At 66.0% G+C, this 18,283-nt stretch carries 17 protein-coding genes; 11 read left to right on the forward strand and 6 right to left on the reverse strand.

Features of this window, described 5'->3' with window-relative positions; translation table 11 throughout:
- Positions 1-33: 33 nt before the first annotated feature.
- A complete protein-coding gene (locus tag BUB20358_RS02425) occupies positions 34-870 on the forward strand; it encodes an ABC transporter permease (protein WP_006765523.1) in 837 nt (278 codons plus the stop codon).
- Between the two features lie 223 nt (positions 871-1,093).
- On the opposite strand, the gene BUB20358_RS02430 is transcribed toward BUB20358_RS02425, so the two are convergent.
- Positions 1,094-2,833: a S53 family peptidase gene (locus tag BUB20358_RS02430; protein ID WP_006765524.1), complete on the reverse strand. Its 1,740-nt coding sequence runs from the start codon at positions 2,831-2,833 to the stop codon at positions 1,094-1,096.
- Positions 2,834-3,490: 657 nt separating this feature from the next.
- Here BUB20358_RS02430 and BUB20358_RS02435 point away from each other — a divergent pair.
- Genes BUB20358_RS02435 through BUB20358_RS02445 form a run of 3 tightly spaced genes read left to right on the forward strand, consistent with a single transcriptional unit; the run spans position 3,491 to position 4,676 of the window.
- Positions 3,491-3,814 carry an ArsR/SmtB family transcription factor gene (locus tag BUB20358_RS02435; protein WP_006765525.1) on the forward strand — a complete coding sequence of 108 codons (324 nt, stop codon included), beginning with the start codon at positions 3,491-3,493 and terminating at the stop codon, positions 3,812-3,814.
- On the forward strand, positions 3,814-4,245 hold the full coding sequence (locus tag BUB20358_RS02440; RefSeq protein ID WP_006765526.1) for an SRPBCC family protein: 432 nt from the start codon (positions 3,814-3,816) through the stop codon (positions 4,243-4,245). The genes BUB20358_RS02435 and BUB20358_RS02440 overlap by 1 nt, the downstream gene beginning before the upstream one ends.
- Positions 4,242-4,676 carry a DUF1801 domain-containing protein gene (locus BUB20358_RS02445; RefSeq protein ID WP_006765527.1) on the forward strand — a complete coding sequence of 145 codons (435 nt, stop codon included), beginning with the start codon at positions 4,242-4,244 and terminating at the stop codon, positions 4,674-4,676. Before BUB20358_RS02440 ends, BUB20358_RS02445 begins: the two co-directional genes overlap by 4 nt.
- Positions 4,677-4,822: 146 nt before the next feature.
- Here BUB20358_RS02445 and acnA read toward each other — a convergent pair whose 3' ends face one another.
- From acnA to BUB20358_RS02470, 5 genes are all read right to left on the reverse strand, one after another.
- Complete coding sequence (gene acnA / locus BUB20358_RS02450) at positions 4,823-7,540, reverse strand: aconitate hydratase AcnA (RefSeq protein ID WP_006765528.1); 2,718 nt, start codon at positions 7,538-7,540, stop codon at positions 4,823-4,825.
- A 58-nt stretch (positions 7,541-7,598) separates the two neighbouring features.
- Positions 7,599-9,050 (reverse strand): bifunctional 2-methylcitrate dehydratase/aconitate hydratase, encoded by a 1,452-nt coding sequence (locus BUB20358_RS02455; RefSeq protein ID WP_035973692.1) that lies wholly within the window; start codon positions 9,048-9,050, stop codon positions 7,599-7,601.
- A 22-nt stretch (positions 9,051-9,072) separates the two neighbouring features.
- Positions 9,073-9,582, reverse strand: a complete 510-nt coding sequence (locus BUB20358_RS02460; protein WP_006765530.1) for a hypothetical protein — start codon at positions 9,580-9,582, stop codon at positions 9,073-9,075.
- 228 nt (positions 9,583-9,810) lie between these two features.
- Positions 9,811-10,815 (reverse strand): HpcH/HpaI aldolase/citrate lyase family protein, encoded by a 1,005-nt coding sequence (locus BUB20358_RS02465; RefSeq protein ID WP_035973694.1) that lies wholly within the window; start codon positions 10,813-10,815, stop codon positions 9,811-9,813.
- Positions 10,816-10,999: 184 nt separating this feature from the next.
- On the reverse strand, positions 11,000-11,986 hold the full coding sequence (locus BUB20358_RS02470; protein WP_006765532.1) for a malate dehydrogenase: 987 nt from the start codon (positions 11,984-11,986) through the stop codon (positions 11,000-11,002).
- A 288-nt stretch (positions 11,987-12,274) separates the two neighbouring features.
- Here BUB20358_RS02470 and BUB20358_RS02475 point away from each other — a divergent pair, with 288 nt between their 5' ends.
- From BUB20358_RS02475 to gltA, 7 genes are all read left to right on the forward strand, one after another.
- On the forward strand, positions 12,275-13,099 hold the full coding sequence (locus tag BUB20358_RS02475) for a GntR family transcriptional regulator (protein WP_081293646.1): 825 nt from the start codon (positions 12,275-12,277) through the stop codon (positions 13,097-13,099).
- Positions 13,100-13,271: 172 nt separating this feature from the next.
- Entirely contained in the window at positions 13,272-13,688 is a 417-nt protein-coding gene (sdhC, locus tag BUB20358_RS02480; protein WP_006765534.1) for a succinate dehydrogenase, cytochrome b556 subunit, read from the forward strand.
- Between the two features lie 4 nt (positions 13,689-13,692).
- The gene (sdhD, locus tag BUB20358_RS02485) at positions 13,693-14,061 is read left to right on the forward strand and encodes a succinate dehydrogenase, hydrophobic membrane anchor protein (protein WP_006399546.1); all 369 of its coding nucleotides are present in this window, start codon (positions 13,693-13,695) and stop codon (positions 14,059-14,061) included.
- A 3-nt stretch (positions 14,062-14,064) separates the two neighbouring features.
- The gene (gene sdhA, locus BUB20358_RS02490; protein ID WP_006765535.1) at positions 14,065-15,840 is read left to right on the forward strand and encodes a succinate dehydrogenase flavoprotein subunit; all 1,776 of its coding nucleotides are present in this window, start codon (positions 14,065-14,067) and stop codon (positions 15,838-15,840) included.
- 21 nt (positions 15,841-15,861) lie between these two features.
- Positions 15,862-16,563, forward strand: coding sequence for a succinate dehydrogenase iron-sulfur subunit (locus tag BUB20358_RS02495; RefSeq protein ID WP_006479352.1), 702 nt, complete (start codon positions 15,862-15,864; stop codon positions 16,561-16,563).
- 7 nt (positions 16,564-16,570) lie between these two features.
- On the forward strand, positions 16,571-16,843 hold the full coding sequence (locus tag BUB20358_RS02500; protein WP_006765536.1) for an FAD assembly factor SdhE: 273 nt from the start codon (positions 16,571-16,573) through the stop codon (positions 16,841-16,843).
- 66 nt (positions 16,844-16,909) lie between these two features.
- On the forward strand, positions 16,910-18,211 hold the full coding sequence (gene gltA / locus BUB20358_RS02505) for a citrate synthase (RefSeq protein WP_006765537.1): 1,302 nt from the start codon (positions 16,910-16,912) through the stop codon (positions 18,209-18,211).
- The last annotated feature ends 72 nt before the right edge of the window (positions 18,212-18,283 follow it).

Here is an 18,283-nt window from a genome sequence, read left to right on the forward strand (position 1 = left end):
CGCCGGGCACGAAACGGGAAGGGGAAACCGACCATGAAACTCGCCAGGCCGCTGTTCGCGCCGCACATGTCGTTCGTCGAGCGCGCATGGTACGTCGCGCTGCGCGTGCTCGTCGTGCTGACGCTGCTGTATCTGATCCTGCCGGTGCTCGCGATCGTGCCGCTGTCGTTCTCGTCGAGCACGTTCCTCGTGTATCCGATTCCGGGCTTCTCGACGCGCTGGTACGAGAACCTGATCGCGTCCGACGAGTGGCGGACGGCCGCGAAGAACAGCTTCATCGTCGCGCCGTCGGCGACCGTCGTCGCGACCGTGCTCGGCACGCTCGCCGCGATCGGCCTCACGAAGGCGGACTTCCGCGGCAAGGGGCTGCTGATGGCCGTGCTGCTGTCGCCGATGATCGTGCCGGTCGTCGTGGTCGGCGTCGGCATGTACCTGTTCTTCGCGCCGCTCGGACTCGCGAACACCTATACGGGGCTGATCGCCGCGCACGCGGCGCTCGGCGTGCCGTTCGTCGTGACGACCGTCGCCGCGACGTTGCAGGGCTTCAACCAGAATCTCGTGCGCGCGAGCCTGTCGCTCGGCGCGAGCCCGGTGTCGACGTTCTTTCGCGTGACGCTGCCGGTGATCGCGCCGGGCGTGATGTCGGGCGCGCTGTTCGCGTTCGCGACGTCGTTCGACGAAGTCGTCGTCACGCTGTTTCTCGCCGGCGCCGATCAGACGACGCTGCCGCGCCAGATGTTTACGGGGATCCGCGAGAACATCAGCCCGACGATCGCTGCGCTCGCAACGATCCTGATCCTGTTCTCGACGAGCCTGCTGCTCGCGCTCGAATGGCTGCGCGGCCGCAACGCGCGGCGCGCGGTGACCTGACGCGGCCGGATGCCGCCTGGCGCGGCGCGACACGGCGGCATGCGCGCGCATTCGTCGTCGCGGTCGCATTCGCGCCGCCGTTCGCCGCGCGTGCCGTGCAACCGCCGACGGTCGGCGCTGCCCGGTGCAAGCCGGGCCGAACGCACGATAAACGCAACCGTCGATCCGCCCGCGAGCCGGCACGCGGCAAACCGCAGCCGCGCGCCGGCTTCGCGCCGCTCGCTCAGAAACCGCCGGAGCGGATCAGCTGGTTGAGGTTCGAGATGTTCAGGCTGCCGAACCCGGTCGGGTAATCCCAGCCCGTGCCCGCGTTGTAGCCGTATCCCTGATATCCGTTGTTGCCGGACACGACGTCATAGCGCACGAGCGAAGGATGCGACGGAATCGCGCGATACAGGTTGCCGGCCGGGAAGCCGAGCGCGGTGCCGTTTGCGGCGAGCAGCCGCGCCCAGAAGCCGGTGAAGATCGGCGCCGCGAGGCTCGTGCCGCCGATCTGCTGCAGCTGGCCGTAGTTGTAGATGTACGCGCCCGTGCGCTGCGCGGCGTCGAACGACACGTCGGGCAGCCGGCGGTTGCTGCCCGACTGCCACGACGGCGCGGGCAGGATCGTGCTGACGCCGCCGCCGGTCGCCCACAGCTTGCCGTTGCCGTCGAGTCCTTCGTTCCACACCGTCTCGTTCGAGAATGCGCCCGCCGACGTCGTATAGAGCGTCGTGCCGCCGATCGCGAGCACGTGCGGCGACGATGCGGGCCACGACACCGTGTAGTTCGCGCCGTCCGGATAGCCGCGGTTGTTGCACTCGTACACGCCTTCGTCGCCGGACGACACCGAGAACGTCTGGCCTTGCGCGGCGGCCGTCGTGAAGATCTGCTCCTCGGCGTCGAGCGTGCCGTCCGCGTACGCGTCCGTTTCGCACCAGCCGAGCGACACGTTGATCACCTTCGCGGTGTTGTCGGACACCGCGCGGTTGAACGCCTGCGTGAGGCCCGTGTTGCCGGGCGCGTTCAGGTCGGCCATATAGAACACGAGCCGGCCGACCTGGCCGCCGGCCGAGCCGACGATCGACTGGCTGTCGAGATCCCATTCGCCCTGGCCGTCCGGATCGTCGCTGTAGCTGCCGCTCGTGCCCGTGCCGTTGGTCTTGACCGTCTGCGTCGACACCGCGGCGTAGCCGTTGCTCGACGTGAACTGCTTCAGATCCTGCAGCGTCTGCGACACGCCGCCGATCGTGATGATGCCGACCGTCACGCCGGCGGCGGTCGGCACGCCGGTCGCGTTGTAGAGACCGGGGAATTCCTTCGGATAGTGGCCGGTTGCCGTGCCGGCCGCGAGGGCCTGCGGCTTCGACACGTTGCCGATGCGCAGCAGCGGCCGTGCGCGTGCGACGTTCTGCAGCCCGAGCACCGAGCCGACCACGTCGCCGAGCGCGCGCGGCACCTGCGCGGTCGACGCGTTCGCGAAGCCCGAACGTCCCGCGTACTGGAAGTGCACGAGCGACGTGTTGAACGCCGTCTTGATCGTGCCGGCCGTGCCGCGCGCGGAGATCAGCAGCCGGTTCGGCGCGACTTCGATGTTCACGAAGCCGCTCTTGCGCAGATAGTCGACGACCGATTTCACCTGCGCGTCGGTCGGCGCATAGTCGGCGAGGAACTGCGCGGGCGTCAGGTACTGGCGGTAATGCGCGCTGCCGGGCCGGTTCACGTCGTGCGCGAGCTGCTTCAGCTGCGCCGCGTTGCGCAGCTTCAGGCTGACGACGATGTCGGTCGTCTCGCCGGCCGCGAGCTCGAGCGACGACGCAGCGCTGCGCGCCATCAGCTGCGGGCCGGTCAGAAAGGCCTTCGTGTGGGTGTCGACCCAGTCCGTCGCCGCATGCGCGGCGCCGGCGGCGAGCACGAGCGGCCACGCGCACGCGAGGCGGCGGGGCGACGGAAGGGGACGGGCAAACCAGGCGTTCCTTTTCATCGGGTGTCCTTTTGAGGAGAGACGACGTTGCGGGAACCCCGGCCCTCGTGGGGCCGCGAGCGGTGACGAGCGTAGGGCGTCGCCGCCGTTCGGGTAGCTGCCAGTTTCCACAGCTGTCAGTTCTGACATCGGCGTGCCGCTGCGCATCCGCGCCCGCACGTATGCCAGCGCAGCGCCGGCACGCGGAAGGAACCGGTTTGCGATACGGCGCGGCGATCGACGCGACGTTCGCGCGCACGAGTTGGTCGTTGTGGCGTCGAAACGTGCGCGGCGGCGGGCTCGCGTTGCGCTCGCACCGGTGAGTTGCGATGGGCCGGCGCCGCGCCGCGCGTCGCACTATGTGGCGATTCGGCGCGACGCAGCGTGCGCGGCGGCCGATGCGCACGCACCGATGTGCGGAAGAACGGCGCGCGCGCCGCGCAGCTTTCCCGAACTGTGGAACGGCGCGCCGCACAGTCTTGCAGCCGGCTTTCGGTTTGCGTGCCGCGCTCCGCGATTAGAGCGATCGCTCGAACCGGACGCCGGTTCGTGCAGCACGGACACGCCGCTCGCGCGATGCCGCGCGTCGTGTGCCGGCATCGGCGAAATTCCTCCTTGACTCTCGCCGCGCAGCGGATATGCTTCGATCCATAACCATCGAGTTATGAATTGAAATCCATGCAAAACGCCGAAGACGTGCTTTTCCGCACGCTCGCCGATCCGACGCGCCGCGCGCTTTTCGAGCGGCTGTGCGCGGAAGGCGAGCTGACCGTCGCCGCGCTGACGGCCCGCGCGGGCGTGTCGCAGCCGGCCGTGTCGAAGCATCTCGGCGTATTGAAGCAGGCCGGCCTCGTCAGCGACCGTCATGAAGGCCGGCAGACGCATTACCGCGCGCAGCCGCATGCGCTCGCCCCGTTGGTCGACTGGACGGCCCAGATGTCCGGCTTCTGGCACGACCGGTTCGACGCTCTCGAAGACCTGCTCAAAAGGATGGACCAGTGATGAACCCAGACACGACCGAAACGCGCTCCGTCATCGTCGAACGGGAGCTGCATCATCCGCCGGAGAGGATCTGGCGTGCGCTCACGCAGCCGCATCTGCTCGACGCGTGGCTGATGAAGACCGACTTCGAACCGGTCGCCGGCCGCGCGTTCAGCTTTCGCGCGGACTGGGGCGCGGTCGGCTGCAAGGTGCTGACGATCGAGCCGCAGCGCACGCTGTCGTACACGTGGTCCGCGTACGGCCTCGACAGCGTCGTCACGTGGACGCTCACGCCGACGCCGGCCGGCACGCTGCTGCGGATGGAGCAGACCGGTTTCCGCACCGATCAGGAGCAGGCATACCGCGGCGCGCAGGTCGGCTGGAAGCGGTTCGTCGACGCGCTCGAGCAGTTGCTCGCGCGTGACGACGGCGGTACGGAGGCGCGCGCATGACGGCATCGGACCTCACGCCGTCGGCGCGTATCGACGCGCTGATCGCAGGCATCGCCGACTGGCGCGGCAAGACGTTCGAGCAGTTGCGCCGGACGATCCTCGACGCCGACGACGGCATCGTCGAGGAATGGAAATGGATGGGAAGTCCGGTGTGGTCGTGCGACGGAATGATCGCGGTCGCGAACGCGCACAAGGGCAAGGTGAAGCTGACGTTCATGCACGGCGCGCAGCTGCCCGATCCGGACCGGCTGTTCAACGCAGGTTTCGAAGGCAACGCGCGGCGCGCGATCGACTTTCTCGAAGGCGACCGTATCGATGCGCGCGCGCTGAAAAAGCTCGTGCGCGCGGCGATCGAATACAACCGTACGCATCTGAAGAAGAACGCGCGGGCAGCCGCCGGTGCGAAGGCGCGACGCGGCAGCGCGGCGTGACGTGACGTCGCGCGACGTCACGCGATAGCCGTTCAGCGTGACGCGGGCCGCCGAACGGCGAAAAAAAAGCGCCGACACGAGGTCGGCGCATCCAAATCGGCCGCAGCCGCCCGCGAGGCGGCTACGGCACCTGCAACGGCACGCGCTTACGCTGCGAGCAGCGAGCGCAGCACGAACGGCAGGATACCGCCGTGCTTGTAGTAGTCGACTTCGATCGGCGTGTCGATACGCAGCAGCACCGGCACGCGCTGCGTTTCGCCGTTCTTGCGATGGATCACGAGCGTGACGTCCTGCTGCGGCTTGAAGTCGTCGCCGAGGCCTTCGATGTCGTACGTTTCCTCGCCGGTGATGCCGAGCGACTGCACGCTGTCCGAGCCCTTGAACTGCAGCGGCAGCACGCCCATGCCGACGAGGTTCGAGCGGTGGATCCGTTCGAAGCTGCGTGCGATCACGGCCTTCACGCCGAGCAGTTGCGTGCCCTTCGCGGCCCAGTCGCGCGACGAGCCTGTGCCGTACTCTTCGCCCGCGAACACGACGGTCGGCGTGCCGGCGTCGATGTACTTCATCGCTGCGTCGTAGATCGACAGCTGTTCGCCGCTCGGCTGATGGATCGTCAGCCCGCCTTCGACGCGCGTGCCGTCCGCCTTCGGCGGGATCATCAGGTTCTTGATCCGCACGTTCGCGAACGTGCCGCGCATCATCACGTCGTGGTTGCCGCGGCGCGAGCCGTAGCTGTTGAAGTCGGCCTTCTGCACGCCGTTCTCCTTCAGCCACTTGCCGGCCGGCGAATCTTCCTTGATCGAGCCTGCCGGGCTGATGTGGTCGGTCGTCACCGAGTCGCCGAAGATGCCGAGCGCACGCGCACCCTTGACCGCGGCGATCGACGACGCCGGCTCCATCGAGAAGTCGTTGCCGAAGAACGGCGGCTCCGCGATGTACGTCGACTTCGGCCAGTCGTAGACCTGACCGGTTTCGCCTTCGATCTTGCTCCAGAGGTCGCCCTTCTTCGTGAGCTTCGAATAGTTGTCTTCGAACTTCTTCGGATCGAGCGCGTACTTCAGCAGCGCGTGGATTTCCTCGCTCGACGGCCAGATGTCGCCGAGGTAGATGTCGCGGCCGCCCTTGCCCTTGCCGACGGGCTCGGTCATCAGGTCGCGCGTGATGGTGCCGGCGATCGCGTACGCGACGACGAGCGGCGGCGACGCGAGGAAGTTCGCGCGGATGTTCGGGTGAATGCGCGCCTCGAAGTTGCGGTTGCCGGACAGCACCGCTGCCGCGACGATGTCGTTCTTCGTGATCGCTTCGTTCAGCTCCGGCGTCAGGTCGCCCGCGTTGCCGATACAGGTCGTGCAGCCGTAGGCGGCGACTTCGAAGCCGAGCTTCGCGAGATACGGCAGCAGGCCGGTCTTCGTCAGGTACTCGGTGACGATCCGCGATCCCGGCGCGAGCGACGTCTTGATGTGCGGCGCGACGGTCAGGCCGGCTTCGACGGCCTTCTTCGCGAGCAGGCCGGCGGCGAGCAGCACGCTCGGGTTCGACGTGTTCGTGCACGACGTGATCGCCGCGATCAGCACGTCGCCGTTCTTCACCGCGATGCCGTCGGCCGTCTTGTACTCGGCGTTCAGGTCTTCCGGCTTCTTCGCGAAGCCGTTTTCGGCGACCGGCTTCGAGAACAGGTCGGCGAACGTCGACTTCACGTGGCCGATCTCGATGCGGTCCTGCGGACGCTTCGGGCCGGCGAGCGACGGCGCGACCGTCGCGAGGTCGAGCGTCAGCGTCTTCGTGTAGTCGATGTCGCCGGCCTTCGGAATGCCGAACAGGTTCTGCGCCTTGAAGTAGTTCTCGAACGCGGCGATCTCGGCCTTCGTGCGGCCCGTGCCTTCGAAGTATTCGATCGTCTTTTCGTCGACCGGGAAGAAGCCCATCGTTGCGCCGTACTCGGGCGCCATGTTGCCGATCGTCGCGCGGTCCGGCAGCGACAGCGACTGCGTGCCTTCGCCGAAGAACTCGACGAACTTGCCGACGACCTTCTCCTTGCGCAGCATCTCGGTGATCGTCAGCACGAGGTCGGTCGCCGTCACGCCTTCGCGCAGCCGGCCCTTCAGCTCGACGCCGACGACGTCCGGCGTCAGGAAATACACGGGCTGGCCGAGCATCCCGGCTTCGGCCTCGATGCCGCCGACGCCCCAGCCGACCACGCCGATCCCGTTGATCATCGTCGTGTGGCTGTCGGTGCCGACGAGCGTGTCCGGGTAGTAGACGGTATCGTCGCCGTCGACCTTCTTGTGCACGCCGCGTGCAAGATATTCGAGGTTCACCTGGTGGACGATGCCGACGCCCGGCGGCACGACCTTGAACGTGTCGAACGCCTGCATGCCCCACTTCATGAACTGGTAGCGCTCGTTGTTGCGCTGGAATTCCAGCTTCATGTTCAGGTCGAGCGCGTCCTTCTGGCGGAAGTAGTCGATCTGCACCGAGTGATCGACGACGAGGTCGACCGGCACCAGCGGCTCGATCTTCTTCGGATCCTTGCCCGTGCGCTGCGCGACGCCGCGCATGGCCGCGATGTCGGCGAGCAGCGGCACGCCCGTGAAGTCCTGCAGCACGACGCGCGACACCACGAACGGAATCTCGTCGACGCGCTTCGCGTTCGGCTGCCATTTCGCGAGCTGCTCGATGTGCTCCTCGGTGATCTTCTTGCCGTCGTAGTTGCGCAGCACCGACTCGAGCACGATGCGGATCGACACCGGCAGGCGTTCGATCTTCGTCTTCAGTTCCTTGCCGAGCTGCGGCAGCGAATAGAACTTGCCTTTGCCGGAACCGCTGTCGAATTCCTTGAGGGTCTTGTGGAGATTGTGGGCCATGGTGATTTTCCTGGGTTTGAGGCGAGGAAAGAAGAGCTCCTGTTTCTGTACCTGACGGCTAGATCACATACAGATCGACGTATTCATTGACCGGCATCGCTTCGAGCTTTGCCTGATCCAGCGACACGTCGAGAATCGCTTGTTGCTGCTTTGCCGGGAAGCGGCGTGCGAGATGGGTCCTGAACTTCTCGAGCAGAAGCGGGATGCCGTCCGCACGGCGGCGTCGATGGCCGATCGGGTATTCGACCGCTACTTCGGCAAGCTTCGATCCGTCCGCGAACGCGATCGTCAGCGCATTCGTGATCGACCGCTTGTCCGGATCGTGATAATCGTTCGTGAACTGCGGATCCTCGACGCACGCGATCTTCGCGCGCAGTGCGTCGATGCGCGGGTCCGCGGCGACCGCGTCTTCGTAGTCGGCCGCGGTCAGCCGGCCGAACAGCAGCGGCACGGCGACCATGTACTGGATGCAGTGGTCGCGGTCGGCCGGATTCGCGAGCGGACCCTGCTTGTCGATGATGCGCAGCGCAGCCGCATGCGTGCGGATCGTGACGCGCGCGATGTCGTCGGCCGTGCGGCCCGCGGCCGCGAGCTGCGCATGCAGCTGCAGCGCGGCCTCGACGGCCGTCTGCGCATGGAATTCGGCGGGGAACGCGATCTTGAACAGCACGTTCTCCATCACATAGGTGCCGTACGGGCGCTGGAAGCGGAACGGCCGGCCGCCGAACAGCACGTCGTAGAAGCCCCACGTCTTCGCGGTCAGCGCGGACGGATAGCCCATTTCTCCGGTCTTCGCGATCAGCGCGAGGCGCACCGCGCGCGACGTCGCGTCGCCGGCCGCCCACGATTTGCGCGAACCGGTATTCGGCGCGTGGCGGTACGTGCGCAGCGGATGGCCGTCGACGAACGCATTCGACACCGCGTTGATCAGCTCGTCGCGCGTGAGCCCGAGCAGCCGGCCGACGACCGCCGTCGACGCGACCTTCACGAGCAGCACGTGGTCGAGCCCGACCGCGTTGAACGAATTCTCGAGCGCGAGGCAGCCTTGGATTTCGTGCGCCTGGATCATCGCGACGAGCACGTCGCGCATGACCAGCGGCTTGCGCGCGGCCGCGACGGCCGTGCGGGACAGCCAGTCGGCCGTCGCGAGGATGCCGCCCAGGTTGTCGGACGGATGTCCCCATTCGGCGGCGAGCCAGGTGTCGTTGAAGTCGAGCCAGCGGATCGCCGCGCCGATGTCGAAGGCGGCCTTGACGGGATCGAGCTGGAACGACGTGCCGGGCACCTTCGCGCCGTTCGGCACGATCGTGCCCGGCACGACGGGGCCGAGCAGCTTGGTGCAAGCGGGGTAGGACAGCGCCTCGAGTCCGCAGCCGAGCGTGTCGATCAGGCAATGACGCGCCGTCTCCAGCGCGAGCGCGCTGTCGATGCCGGCATCCAGCACGTAGTCGACGATATCGACCAGTACCGAATCCGGAGCGGGGCGGACGCTGGAGACCGGGGCGGACATCGAGGGGCCTGGGAGCGCGCGCTTAGTTGGCTGCCGGCTTCAGCTCGTTCGCCTGCGTCGGTGCTGCCGAGCCTTGCGCCATCGCCGGCGTCACGCATTCGTCGGCCAGACGTTCGCCGCCGTTCGCGTCGCTGAACAGCATCGCCTTGCTCGGGATCACGACCAGCTTGAAGCCGGCTGCCGGGTCGTAGAACGTGTCGGCGCCCGTCGTCGTTGCCTGGCGCGGCAGCTTGTAGTTCTTCTGCGCCCAGTGAACCGTGACGACCTGGTCGCGCTTCATGTCGCCGGCGAGATCGAACGACAGGCCGTCCTTGCATGCCCACTTGACTGCGCCTTCCGGCACCGGATCGACCTTCGCTGCGGCACGCGCCTGTGCCTTCTTGCTGCGCGGAATGATCCGCTTGGCCGGCGCCGGCCGCTTCGCCTTCTTCGCGGTCGTCGTGGACGTACCCTGGGCGAACGCGCTCGGAGCCGAGACCAGCATCGTGGCGGACAGGGCGCCGATGGCGGTAGCGATCAGGAGTTTCTTCATGGAGTCAGGACCTTTCGATTATCAGTTGACAAGGGCCGGCAGCCGCCGGCCGGTTTGAAACTGCACGCGCCCCGGAAGCGCGCAGCGGCCGCTATTTTCACCTATTTGGCCGCGCATATTTCAGGTTTTCGGGCTCCGTTACGTTTTTTGTCGTTTCGTTGGCAGGCGGCGGCCCGGCGGCCGCTCGCACGCGGGAAATCCGCGCGTGCGGACGCGCGCGGCGCGCTGTCACTGCGCGCCTCCGTCGGGCCGGCCGAACAGCGGCGCGGCCTCGCGCGGCACCGGCTGACCGGTCGCCTTCGCGCGGCGCAGCACCGACCAGTAATAGCGATAGCTCGCGCGATCGTGCAGCGTGTCGCCGTGGCGCGTCGGGCCCCAGTCGGCCGCCTGCGCGGCGAGCAGGATCTCGGCCGCGAGCGCGACCTCGTCCGTGCGCGGCGCGAATGCGTCGACGATCGGCCGGATCTGCGCGGGATGGATGCTCCACATCCGCGTGAACGCGAATTCGTCGCGCGCGCGGCGCGCATCGCCGGCGACGACGCTCATGTCGCGCACCTCGGTCGTCACGTTGTGCGACGGCGTCTTGCCGTGCGCGTGGCACGCGGCGGCGATTTCCAGCTTCGCGCGGCGCACGAGCGGGTGCTCGAACTGGCCGGGCGAGCGCATCGCCGAATCGGGAATCGCGCCGTGGTGGGCGGACACGAAATCCATCAGCCCGAAGCTCAGCGTGCCGACCGTCGGCAGCGCGGCGAGCGCGGCCGCCTGTGCGAGCGCGCCGTGCGTCTCGATCAGCACGTCGACCGGAATCGGCTGCGCGATGCCGAGCTCGCGGCGCGTGCCTTCGATGAACGCGGCCATCTCGGCCGCATCGGCGGCGTTCGCGATCTTCGGCAGCGTGACGTAGGCCGGCGCGCGCGCCGCGCGCAGCACGATGCGCACGTCGTCGCGCCAATGCGGATGGGAAAAGTCGTGAATGCGGACGCCGACCCGGCCGAAGCGGTTGTCGGCGCTGCCGAGAAGCTCGGCGACGAGTTCCGCGTGCGCGGCTTCCTGACCGACGGCCGCGCCGTCCTCGCAATCGAGCGTGATGTCGAACACCGGGCCCAGCTCGGCCTGCAGCGCGAGCGACTTGCGCATCAGTTTTTCGCTGCCCGCGTAGTGATCGCAGCATGGCAGGACCGCGGGCGGGGACGCACCGTCGTACAACACTTGAGCAGGAGTGAGCACGGACATCTCTTCTACGTCAGTGAACCGGGGCAGCGTGGAGAAAATCGGATTCGCGCACGTTCTGTCCGGCGGCGCGGTGCGCGACGCGGCAAAACGGGCGCGGATCGGATCGGGACGGCGGCGGCCGGCCGCATGCCGGCTGCCGCGGCGGCCGGACCGCCCGCGGGCAGCCCGGCCGCGCACTTCGTGCTTAGTTCTTCAGCAGGTGGGCGACGCCGTCGCGCTCTTCGAGCAGCTCGGCCAGCGTGGCGTCCATCTTCTCGCGCGAGAACGCGTCGATCTCGAGCCCTTCGACGCGCTTGTATTCGCCGTTCTCGCAGGTGACCGGCACGCCGTAGATGATGTCTTCGGGGATGCCGTACGAGCCGTCCGACGGAATGCCCATCGTGACCCACTTGCCGTTCGTGCCGAGCACCCAGTCACGCACGTGGTCGATCGCCGCGTTGGCCGCCGACGCTGCCGACGACAGGCCGCGCGCTTCGATGATCGCGGCGCCGCGCTTGCCGACGGTCGGGATGAACGTGTCGCGGTTCCATGCGTCGTCGTTGATCAGCTTCAGCAGCGATTCGCCTTCGGCGGTCGCGAAGCGGAAGTCGGGGTACATCGTCGGCGAGTGGTTGCCCCACACCGCGAGCTTCTCGATCGATGCGACCGGCTTGCCCGACTTGGCCGCGAGCTGCGACAGCGCGCGGTTGTGGTCGAGGCGCAGCATCGCCGTGAAGTTCTTCTTCGGCAGATCCGGCGCCGACTTCATCGCGATGTACGCGTTCGTGTTCGCCGGGTTGCCGACGACCAGCACCTTCACGTCGCGGCTCGCGACTTCGTTCAGCGCCGCGCCCTGCACCGTGAAGATTTCGGCGTTCGCCGACAGCAGATCCTTGCGCTCCATGCCCTTCGAGCGCGGACGTGCACCGACCAGCAGCGCGACGTCGGCGTCCTTGAACGCGACCTTCGGATCGTCGGTGATCACGACGCCCGCGAGCAGCGGGAACGCGCAATCGTCGAGTTCCATCACGACGCCTTTGACGGCGGCTTGGGCTTGCGGGAGGTCGAGCAGTTGCAGGATGACCGGCTGGTCCTTGCCGAGCAGGTCGCCGTTGGCGATGCGGAACAGCAGGGAGTAAGCGATTTGACCTGCGGCGCCGGTGACGGCAACGCGCTTTGCGGGCTTAGCCATTGAAAATCTCCAGGACGGGTGAAGCGGTGGACGCTAGGCAAAACGCCATTCTATGCGCGTTACGCGTAGCGTTGCATTGAAGCAGGGCGGAGGACTCGCGAAGGCGGACGCGGTGAACCTGGAGACGGCCGTGGCACGTAGCCGGGGACGCGTAATTGCACCCGCGAACCCTTGCTCGCCCCGGAGTGTAGGAGCCGAAGCGGCCAAAGTCAAACGGTATCATATGTCTTATATAAGACAGATGTTTTGCGGAATTTGAGTGGACGGAAAAGTGCGGTTTGTGATGAAATGCGCGCCATGACATCGAACCAGGCGAACACCGCGAATCCGACCGGCGCAGGCAGCCCAGGGCAGCCGGGCGCGGCCGATTCCGCGCCGGCATCGGCGGTGCCGCCGTCGCCGACGTTCAGCCCTTTATACCAGCAGATCAAGTCGTTGATCACGCAGAGCCTCGAAAGCGGCGAATGGAAGCCGGGCGAGATCATTCCAAGCGAAGTGGAACTCGCGGCCCGCTACAAGGTGAGCCAGGGCACGGTGCGCAAGGCGATCGACGAACTGGCCGCCGAAAACCTCGTCGTGCGGCGTCAGGGCAAGGGTACGTTTGTTGCAACGCACAATGAAGATCGCGCGCAGTTCCGCTTTCTCCGTCTGCTGGCCGACGACGGTGCCGAGCACGCGCACGTGAGCCGCCTGCTGGAATGCCGGCGTCTGCGCGCGCCGGCCGAGATCGCGCGGCAGCTCGAGCTGAAGCCCGCGGATCCCGTCGTGCAAGTGCGCCGCTTGCTGGAGTTCGAGGGCGACGCGACGGTGCTCGACGAGATCTGGCTGCCGGGCGCGATGTTCCGCGGGCTCACGTTCGAGCGGCTCAGCGAGTACAAGGGGCCGCTCTACGCGATGTTCGAGGCGGAGTTCGGCACGCGGATGATCCGCGCGACGGAGAAGATCCGCGCGGTCGCCGCGGAGCCTTCGGTGGCCGATCTGCTGCACGTGCCGGCCGGCTTTCCGCTGCTGTCGGTCGATCGCGTGTCCTACACGTACGGCGATCGGCCGGTCGAAGTGCGGCGCGGCTGGTACGTGACGACCGGGTACTACTATCACAACGATTTGAGCTGACGATGTATCGGCACAAGCATCGTGCGTTCGCGTTCCCCCACGTCCGCGAAGCACGTTTCGGGCCGCCTTTGTTCTCGTTCGCGTAACGATCCAGAGCAGTCTTTCGCTGCAGCGCGATATGAAAAGGCGCTAAAATCGCGGATTAGTGTGACAACATAAGTAGGGGTCTAGCATGACTGACGCAGTAAGAAAGCCGAGGCCGGAATTCCGGAACATCGGATTCGGCGACATCACGATGAAATATCGCCTGCCGCTGGCGGCGAAGTTATCGATCCTCCATCGAGTCAGCGGCGCGCTGCTGTTCCTGTTCCTCCCGTTCCTGCTATTCCTCTTCGATCAGAGCCTCACGTCCGAGCTCAGCTTCGAAGTCTTCAAGGCCTTCCTCTCCAACATCGTCGTCAAGCTGATCGTCCTCGTGTTGTCCTGGGCGTTCTTCCACCATTTCTGCGCCGGCATTCGCCACCTGCTGATGGACGTCAATCACGACGCCGTCACGAAGGAAGGCGGCAAGCGGACGGCAATCGTCGTCTTCGTCGTCTCGATCGCGCTGACGATCGCCATGGCACTCAAACTGTTCGGAGCATTCTAAGAAAATGGCAGCCAACAACCGAATCGGCTCGAAGCGCCTCGTCGTCGGCGCGCACTACGGCCTGCGCGACTGGCTCGCGCAGCGCGTCACCGCCACGATCATGGCGGTCTACACGGTCATTCTGCTCGTCCTGTTCTTCGGCGCGCACGACTTCTCGTACGAAGGCTGGGCGTCGATCTTCTCCGCGCAATGGATGAAGCTCGCGACCTTCGTGACGCTGCTTTCCCTCTTCTATCACGCGTGGGTCGGCGTGCGCGACATCTGGATGGACTACGTGAAGCCCGTCGGTGTGCGCCTGCTGCTGCAATCGCTGACCATCGTCTGGCTGCTCGCATGTGCGGGCTACGCCGCGCAGATTCTCTGGAGAGTGTAAAGAATGGCTGCAATCAAAACTTCCCTCCCGCGTCGCAAGTTCGACGTCGTGATCGTCGGCGCGGGCGGCTCCGGCTTGCGCGCGGCGCTGCAACTGTCGCGTGCGGGCCTGTCGGTCGGCGTGCTGTCGAAGGTGTTTCCGACCCGCTCGCACACGGTGGCCGCGCAGGGCGGCATCGGCGCGTCGCTCGGCAACATGAGCGAAGACAACTGGCACTTCCACTTCTACGACACGATCAAGGGCTCCGACTGGCTCGGCGACCAGGACGCAATCGAATTCATGTGCCGTGAAGCGCCGAACGTCGTGTACGAGCTCGAGCACTTCGGGATGCCGTTCGACCGCAACGCGGACGGCACGATCTATCAGCGTCCGTTCGGCGGCCACACCGCGAACTACGGCGAGAAGCCGGTCCAGCGCGCGTGCGCGGCGGCCGACCGTACCGGCCACGCGCTGCTGCACACGCTGTACCAGCAGAACGTCGAAGCGAAGACGCAGTTCTTCGTCGAATGGATGGCGCTCGACCTGATCCGCGACGCGGACGGCGACGTGCTCGGCGTGACGGCGCTCGAAATGGAAACCGGCGACGTCTACATCATGGAAGGCAAGACGACGCTGTTCGCGACGGGCGGCGCGGGCCGGATCTTCGCGGCGTCGACGAACGCGTTCATCAACACCGGCGACGGTCTCGGGATGGCCGCGCGTGCGGGCATCGCGCTGCAGGACATGGAGTTCTGGCAGTTCCACCCGACCGGCGTGGCCGGCGCGGGCGTGCTGATCACCGAAGGCGTGCGCGGCGAAGGCGGCATTCTGCGCAACGCGAACGGCGAGCGCTTCATGGAGCGCTATGCGCCGACGCTGAAGGATCTGGCGCCGCGCGATTTCGTGTCGCGTTCGATGGACCAGGAAATCAAGGAAGGCCGCGGCGTCGGTCCGAACAAGGACCACGTGCTGCTCGACCTGTCGCACATCGGCGCCGAGACGATCATGAAGCGTCTGCCGTCGATCCGCGAAATCGCGCTGAAGTTCGCGAACGTCGACTGCATCAAGGAGCCGATTCCGGTCGTCCCGACGATCCACTACCAGATGGGCGGCATCCCGACCAACATCCACGGTCAGGTCGTCGGCACGTCGCGCGATCACAAGGAGCCGGTCAACGGCTTCTACGCGGTCGGCGAATGCTCGTGCGTGTCGGTGCACGGCGCGAACCGTCTCGGCACGAACTCGCTGCTCGACCTCGTGGTGTTCGGCCGTGCGGCCGGCAACCACATCGTCGAGCACGTGAAGAAGCAGAAGGAGCACAAGCCGCTGCCGGCCGACGCAGGCGAGTTCTCGCTGGCGCGCCTGAACAAGCTCGACAAGTCGAGCTCGGGCGAATACACGCAGGACGTCGCGAACGACATCCGCGCGACGATGCAGAAGCACGCGGGCGTGTTCCGCACGTCGGCGCTGCTGAAGGAAGGCGTCGAACTGATGGACGGCCTGAAGCAGCGTGTCGAGCACATCCACCTGAAGGACAAGTCGAAGGTGTTCAACACCGCGCGCGTCGAAGCGCTCGAGCTGGAGAACCTGATCGAGGTCGCACGCGCGACGATGGTGTCGGCCGAAGCGCGCAAGGAAAGCCGCGGCGCGCACGCGCACAGCGACTACGAGCACCGCGACGACGAAAACTGGCTGCGTCACACGCTGTGGTACAGCGAAGGCGACCGCCTCGACTACAAGCCCGTTCAAATGAAGCCGCTGACGGTCGAATCCGTGCCGCCGAAGCCGCGCACGTTCTAAGCCGAGTCAAAGGAATCCGAAATGGCAAAACGCATTTTTGAAGTCTACCGCTACGATCCGGACAAGGACGCGGCACCGCGCATGCAGACGTACGAGCTCGAGATCCAGCATGAACGCATGCTGCTCGACGCACTGGTCAAGCTGAAGGCACTGGACGAGACGCTGTCGTTCCGCCGTTCGTGCCGCGAAGGCGTGTGCGGTTCGGACGCGATGAACATCAACGGCAAGAACGGTCTCGCGTGCCTGACGAACCTGAACGACCTGCCGCAGAAGATCGTGCTGCGCCCGCTGCCGGGCCTGCCCGTCGTGCGCGACCTGATCGTCGACATGACGCACTTCTTCAACCAGTATCACTCGATCAAGCCGTACCTGATCAACGACGCGCCGCCGCCGGAGAAGGAGCGTCTGCAGTCGCCGGAAGAGCGCGACGAGCTCGACGGCGTGTACGAGTGCATTCTGTGCGCGAGCTGCTCGACGTCGTGCCCGAGCTTCTGGTGGAACCCGGACAAGTTCGTCGGCCCGGCCGGCCTGCTGCAGGCTTACCGCTTCATCGCGGACAGCCGCGATACGGCGACCGGCGAGCGTCTCGACAATCTGGAAGACCCGTACCGTCTGTTCCGTTGCCATACGATCATGAACTGCGTCGACGTGTGCCCGAAGGGCCTGAACCCGACGAAGGCGATCGGCAAGATCAAGGAACTGATGGTCCGCCGCGCGGTTTAAGGTCGTGATGAGCGACGACTCGCATCAATCCGACCCGCACCGCCGCGCGCGCCTTCGCTGGCGCGCGCGGCGCGGTCTGCTGGAGAACGATCTCGTCTTCGAGCGTTTCTTCAGCCGACACGAGCATGACCTCACCGATGCAGACGTGGGCGCGTTGTCGCGCCTGCTCGATCTGAGCGACAACGACCTGATGGACTTGCTCCTCGCGCGCAAGGAACCAGAGGGCGACCTTGACAGCCCGGACGTTCACCGGCTGTTGGAGATGCTGCGCAACGTTTGACGCGGATGCGTAATACGTTGTGCCCGTTATCGAATCCCGTTTCTTTATTTCGATTGAGGATGTGCCATGACTCCGTCTGATGTTAAAGCCACGCTATCGTTCAGCGACAATTCGCCGAGCGTCGAACTGCCGATCTACAAGGGCACGATGGGCCCGGACGTGATCGACATCCGCAAGCTGTACGGCCAGACCGGCAAGTTCACGTACGACCCGGGCTTCATGTCGACGGCGTCGTGCAATTCGGCGATCACGTACATCGACGGCGACAAGGGCGAGCTGCTGTATCGCGGCTACCCGATCGACAACCTCGCGCAGAACGCCGACTTCCTCGAGACCTGCTACCTGCTGCTGAAGGGCGAATTGCCGAACGCCGCGCAGAAGAAGGAATTCGTCGATACCGTCACGAAGCACACGATGGTGCACGAGCAGATGCACTTCTTCTTCCGCGGGTTCCGCCGCGACGCGCACCCGATGGCGATCCTGGTCGCCGCGGTCGGCGCGCTGTCCGCGTTCTACCACGACTCGCTCGACATCAACGATCCGCGTCACCGTGAAGTGTCGGCGATCCGCATGATCGCGAAGCTGCCGACGCTCGTCGCGATGGCGTACAAGTACAGCATCGGCCAGCCGTTCGTCTATCCGAAGAACGACCTGTCGTACAGCGCGAACTTCATGCGGATGATGTTCTCGAATCCGTGCGAAGAGTATCAAGTCAACGACGTGCTCGTCCGCGCGCTCGACCGCATCCTGATCCTGCACGCCGACCACGAGCAGAACGCGTCGACGTCCACCGTCCGTCTGGCCGGTTCGTCGGGCGCGAATCCGTTCGCGTGTATCGCGGCCGGTATCGCGTGTCTGTGGGGCCCGGCGCACGGCGGCGCGAACGAAGCGGCGCTGAACATGCTCGAGCAAATCGGCACGCCGGACAACATCCCCGAATTCATCAAGCAGGTGAAGGACAAGAATTCGGGCGTGAAGCTGATGGGCTTCGGCCACCGCGTGTACAAGAACTACGATCCGCGCGCGAAGCTGATGCGCGAAACGTGCTACGAGGTGCTGAACGAACTCGGCCTGCACGACGATCCGCTGTTCAAGCTCGCGATGCAGCTCGAGAAGATCGCGCTGGAAGACGAATACTTCGTGTCGCGCAAGCTATACCCGAACGTCGACTTCTACTCGGGCATCGTGCAGCGCGCGCTCGGCATCCCGACGTCGATGTTCACGTGTATCTTCGCGATGGCACGTACGGTCGGCTGGATCGCACAGTGGAACGAAATGATCGCCGATCCCGAGCAGAAGATCGGCCGTCCGCGTCAGCTGTTCATCGGCGACACGCCGCGCGAAGCAAAGCCGATCGACGCACGTTGAGTCGTGTGCGGCGCGATCGGCCGGCAGGCCGATCGTGTCCGGCAATCGCAGCGCGACGACACCCCGGCGGGT

The organism is Burkholderia dolosa (assembly GCF_902499135.1).
Classification (GTDB): Bacteria; Pseudomonadota; Gammaproteobacteria; order Burkholderiales; family Burkholderiaceae; genus Burkholderia; species Burkholderia dolosa.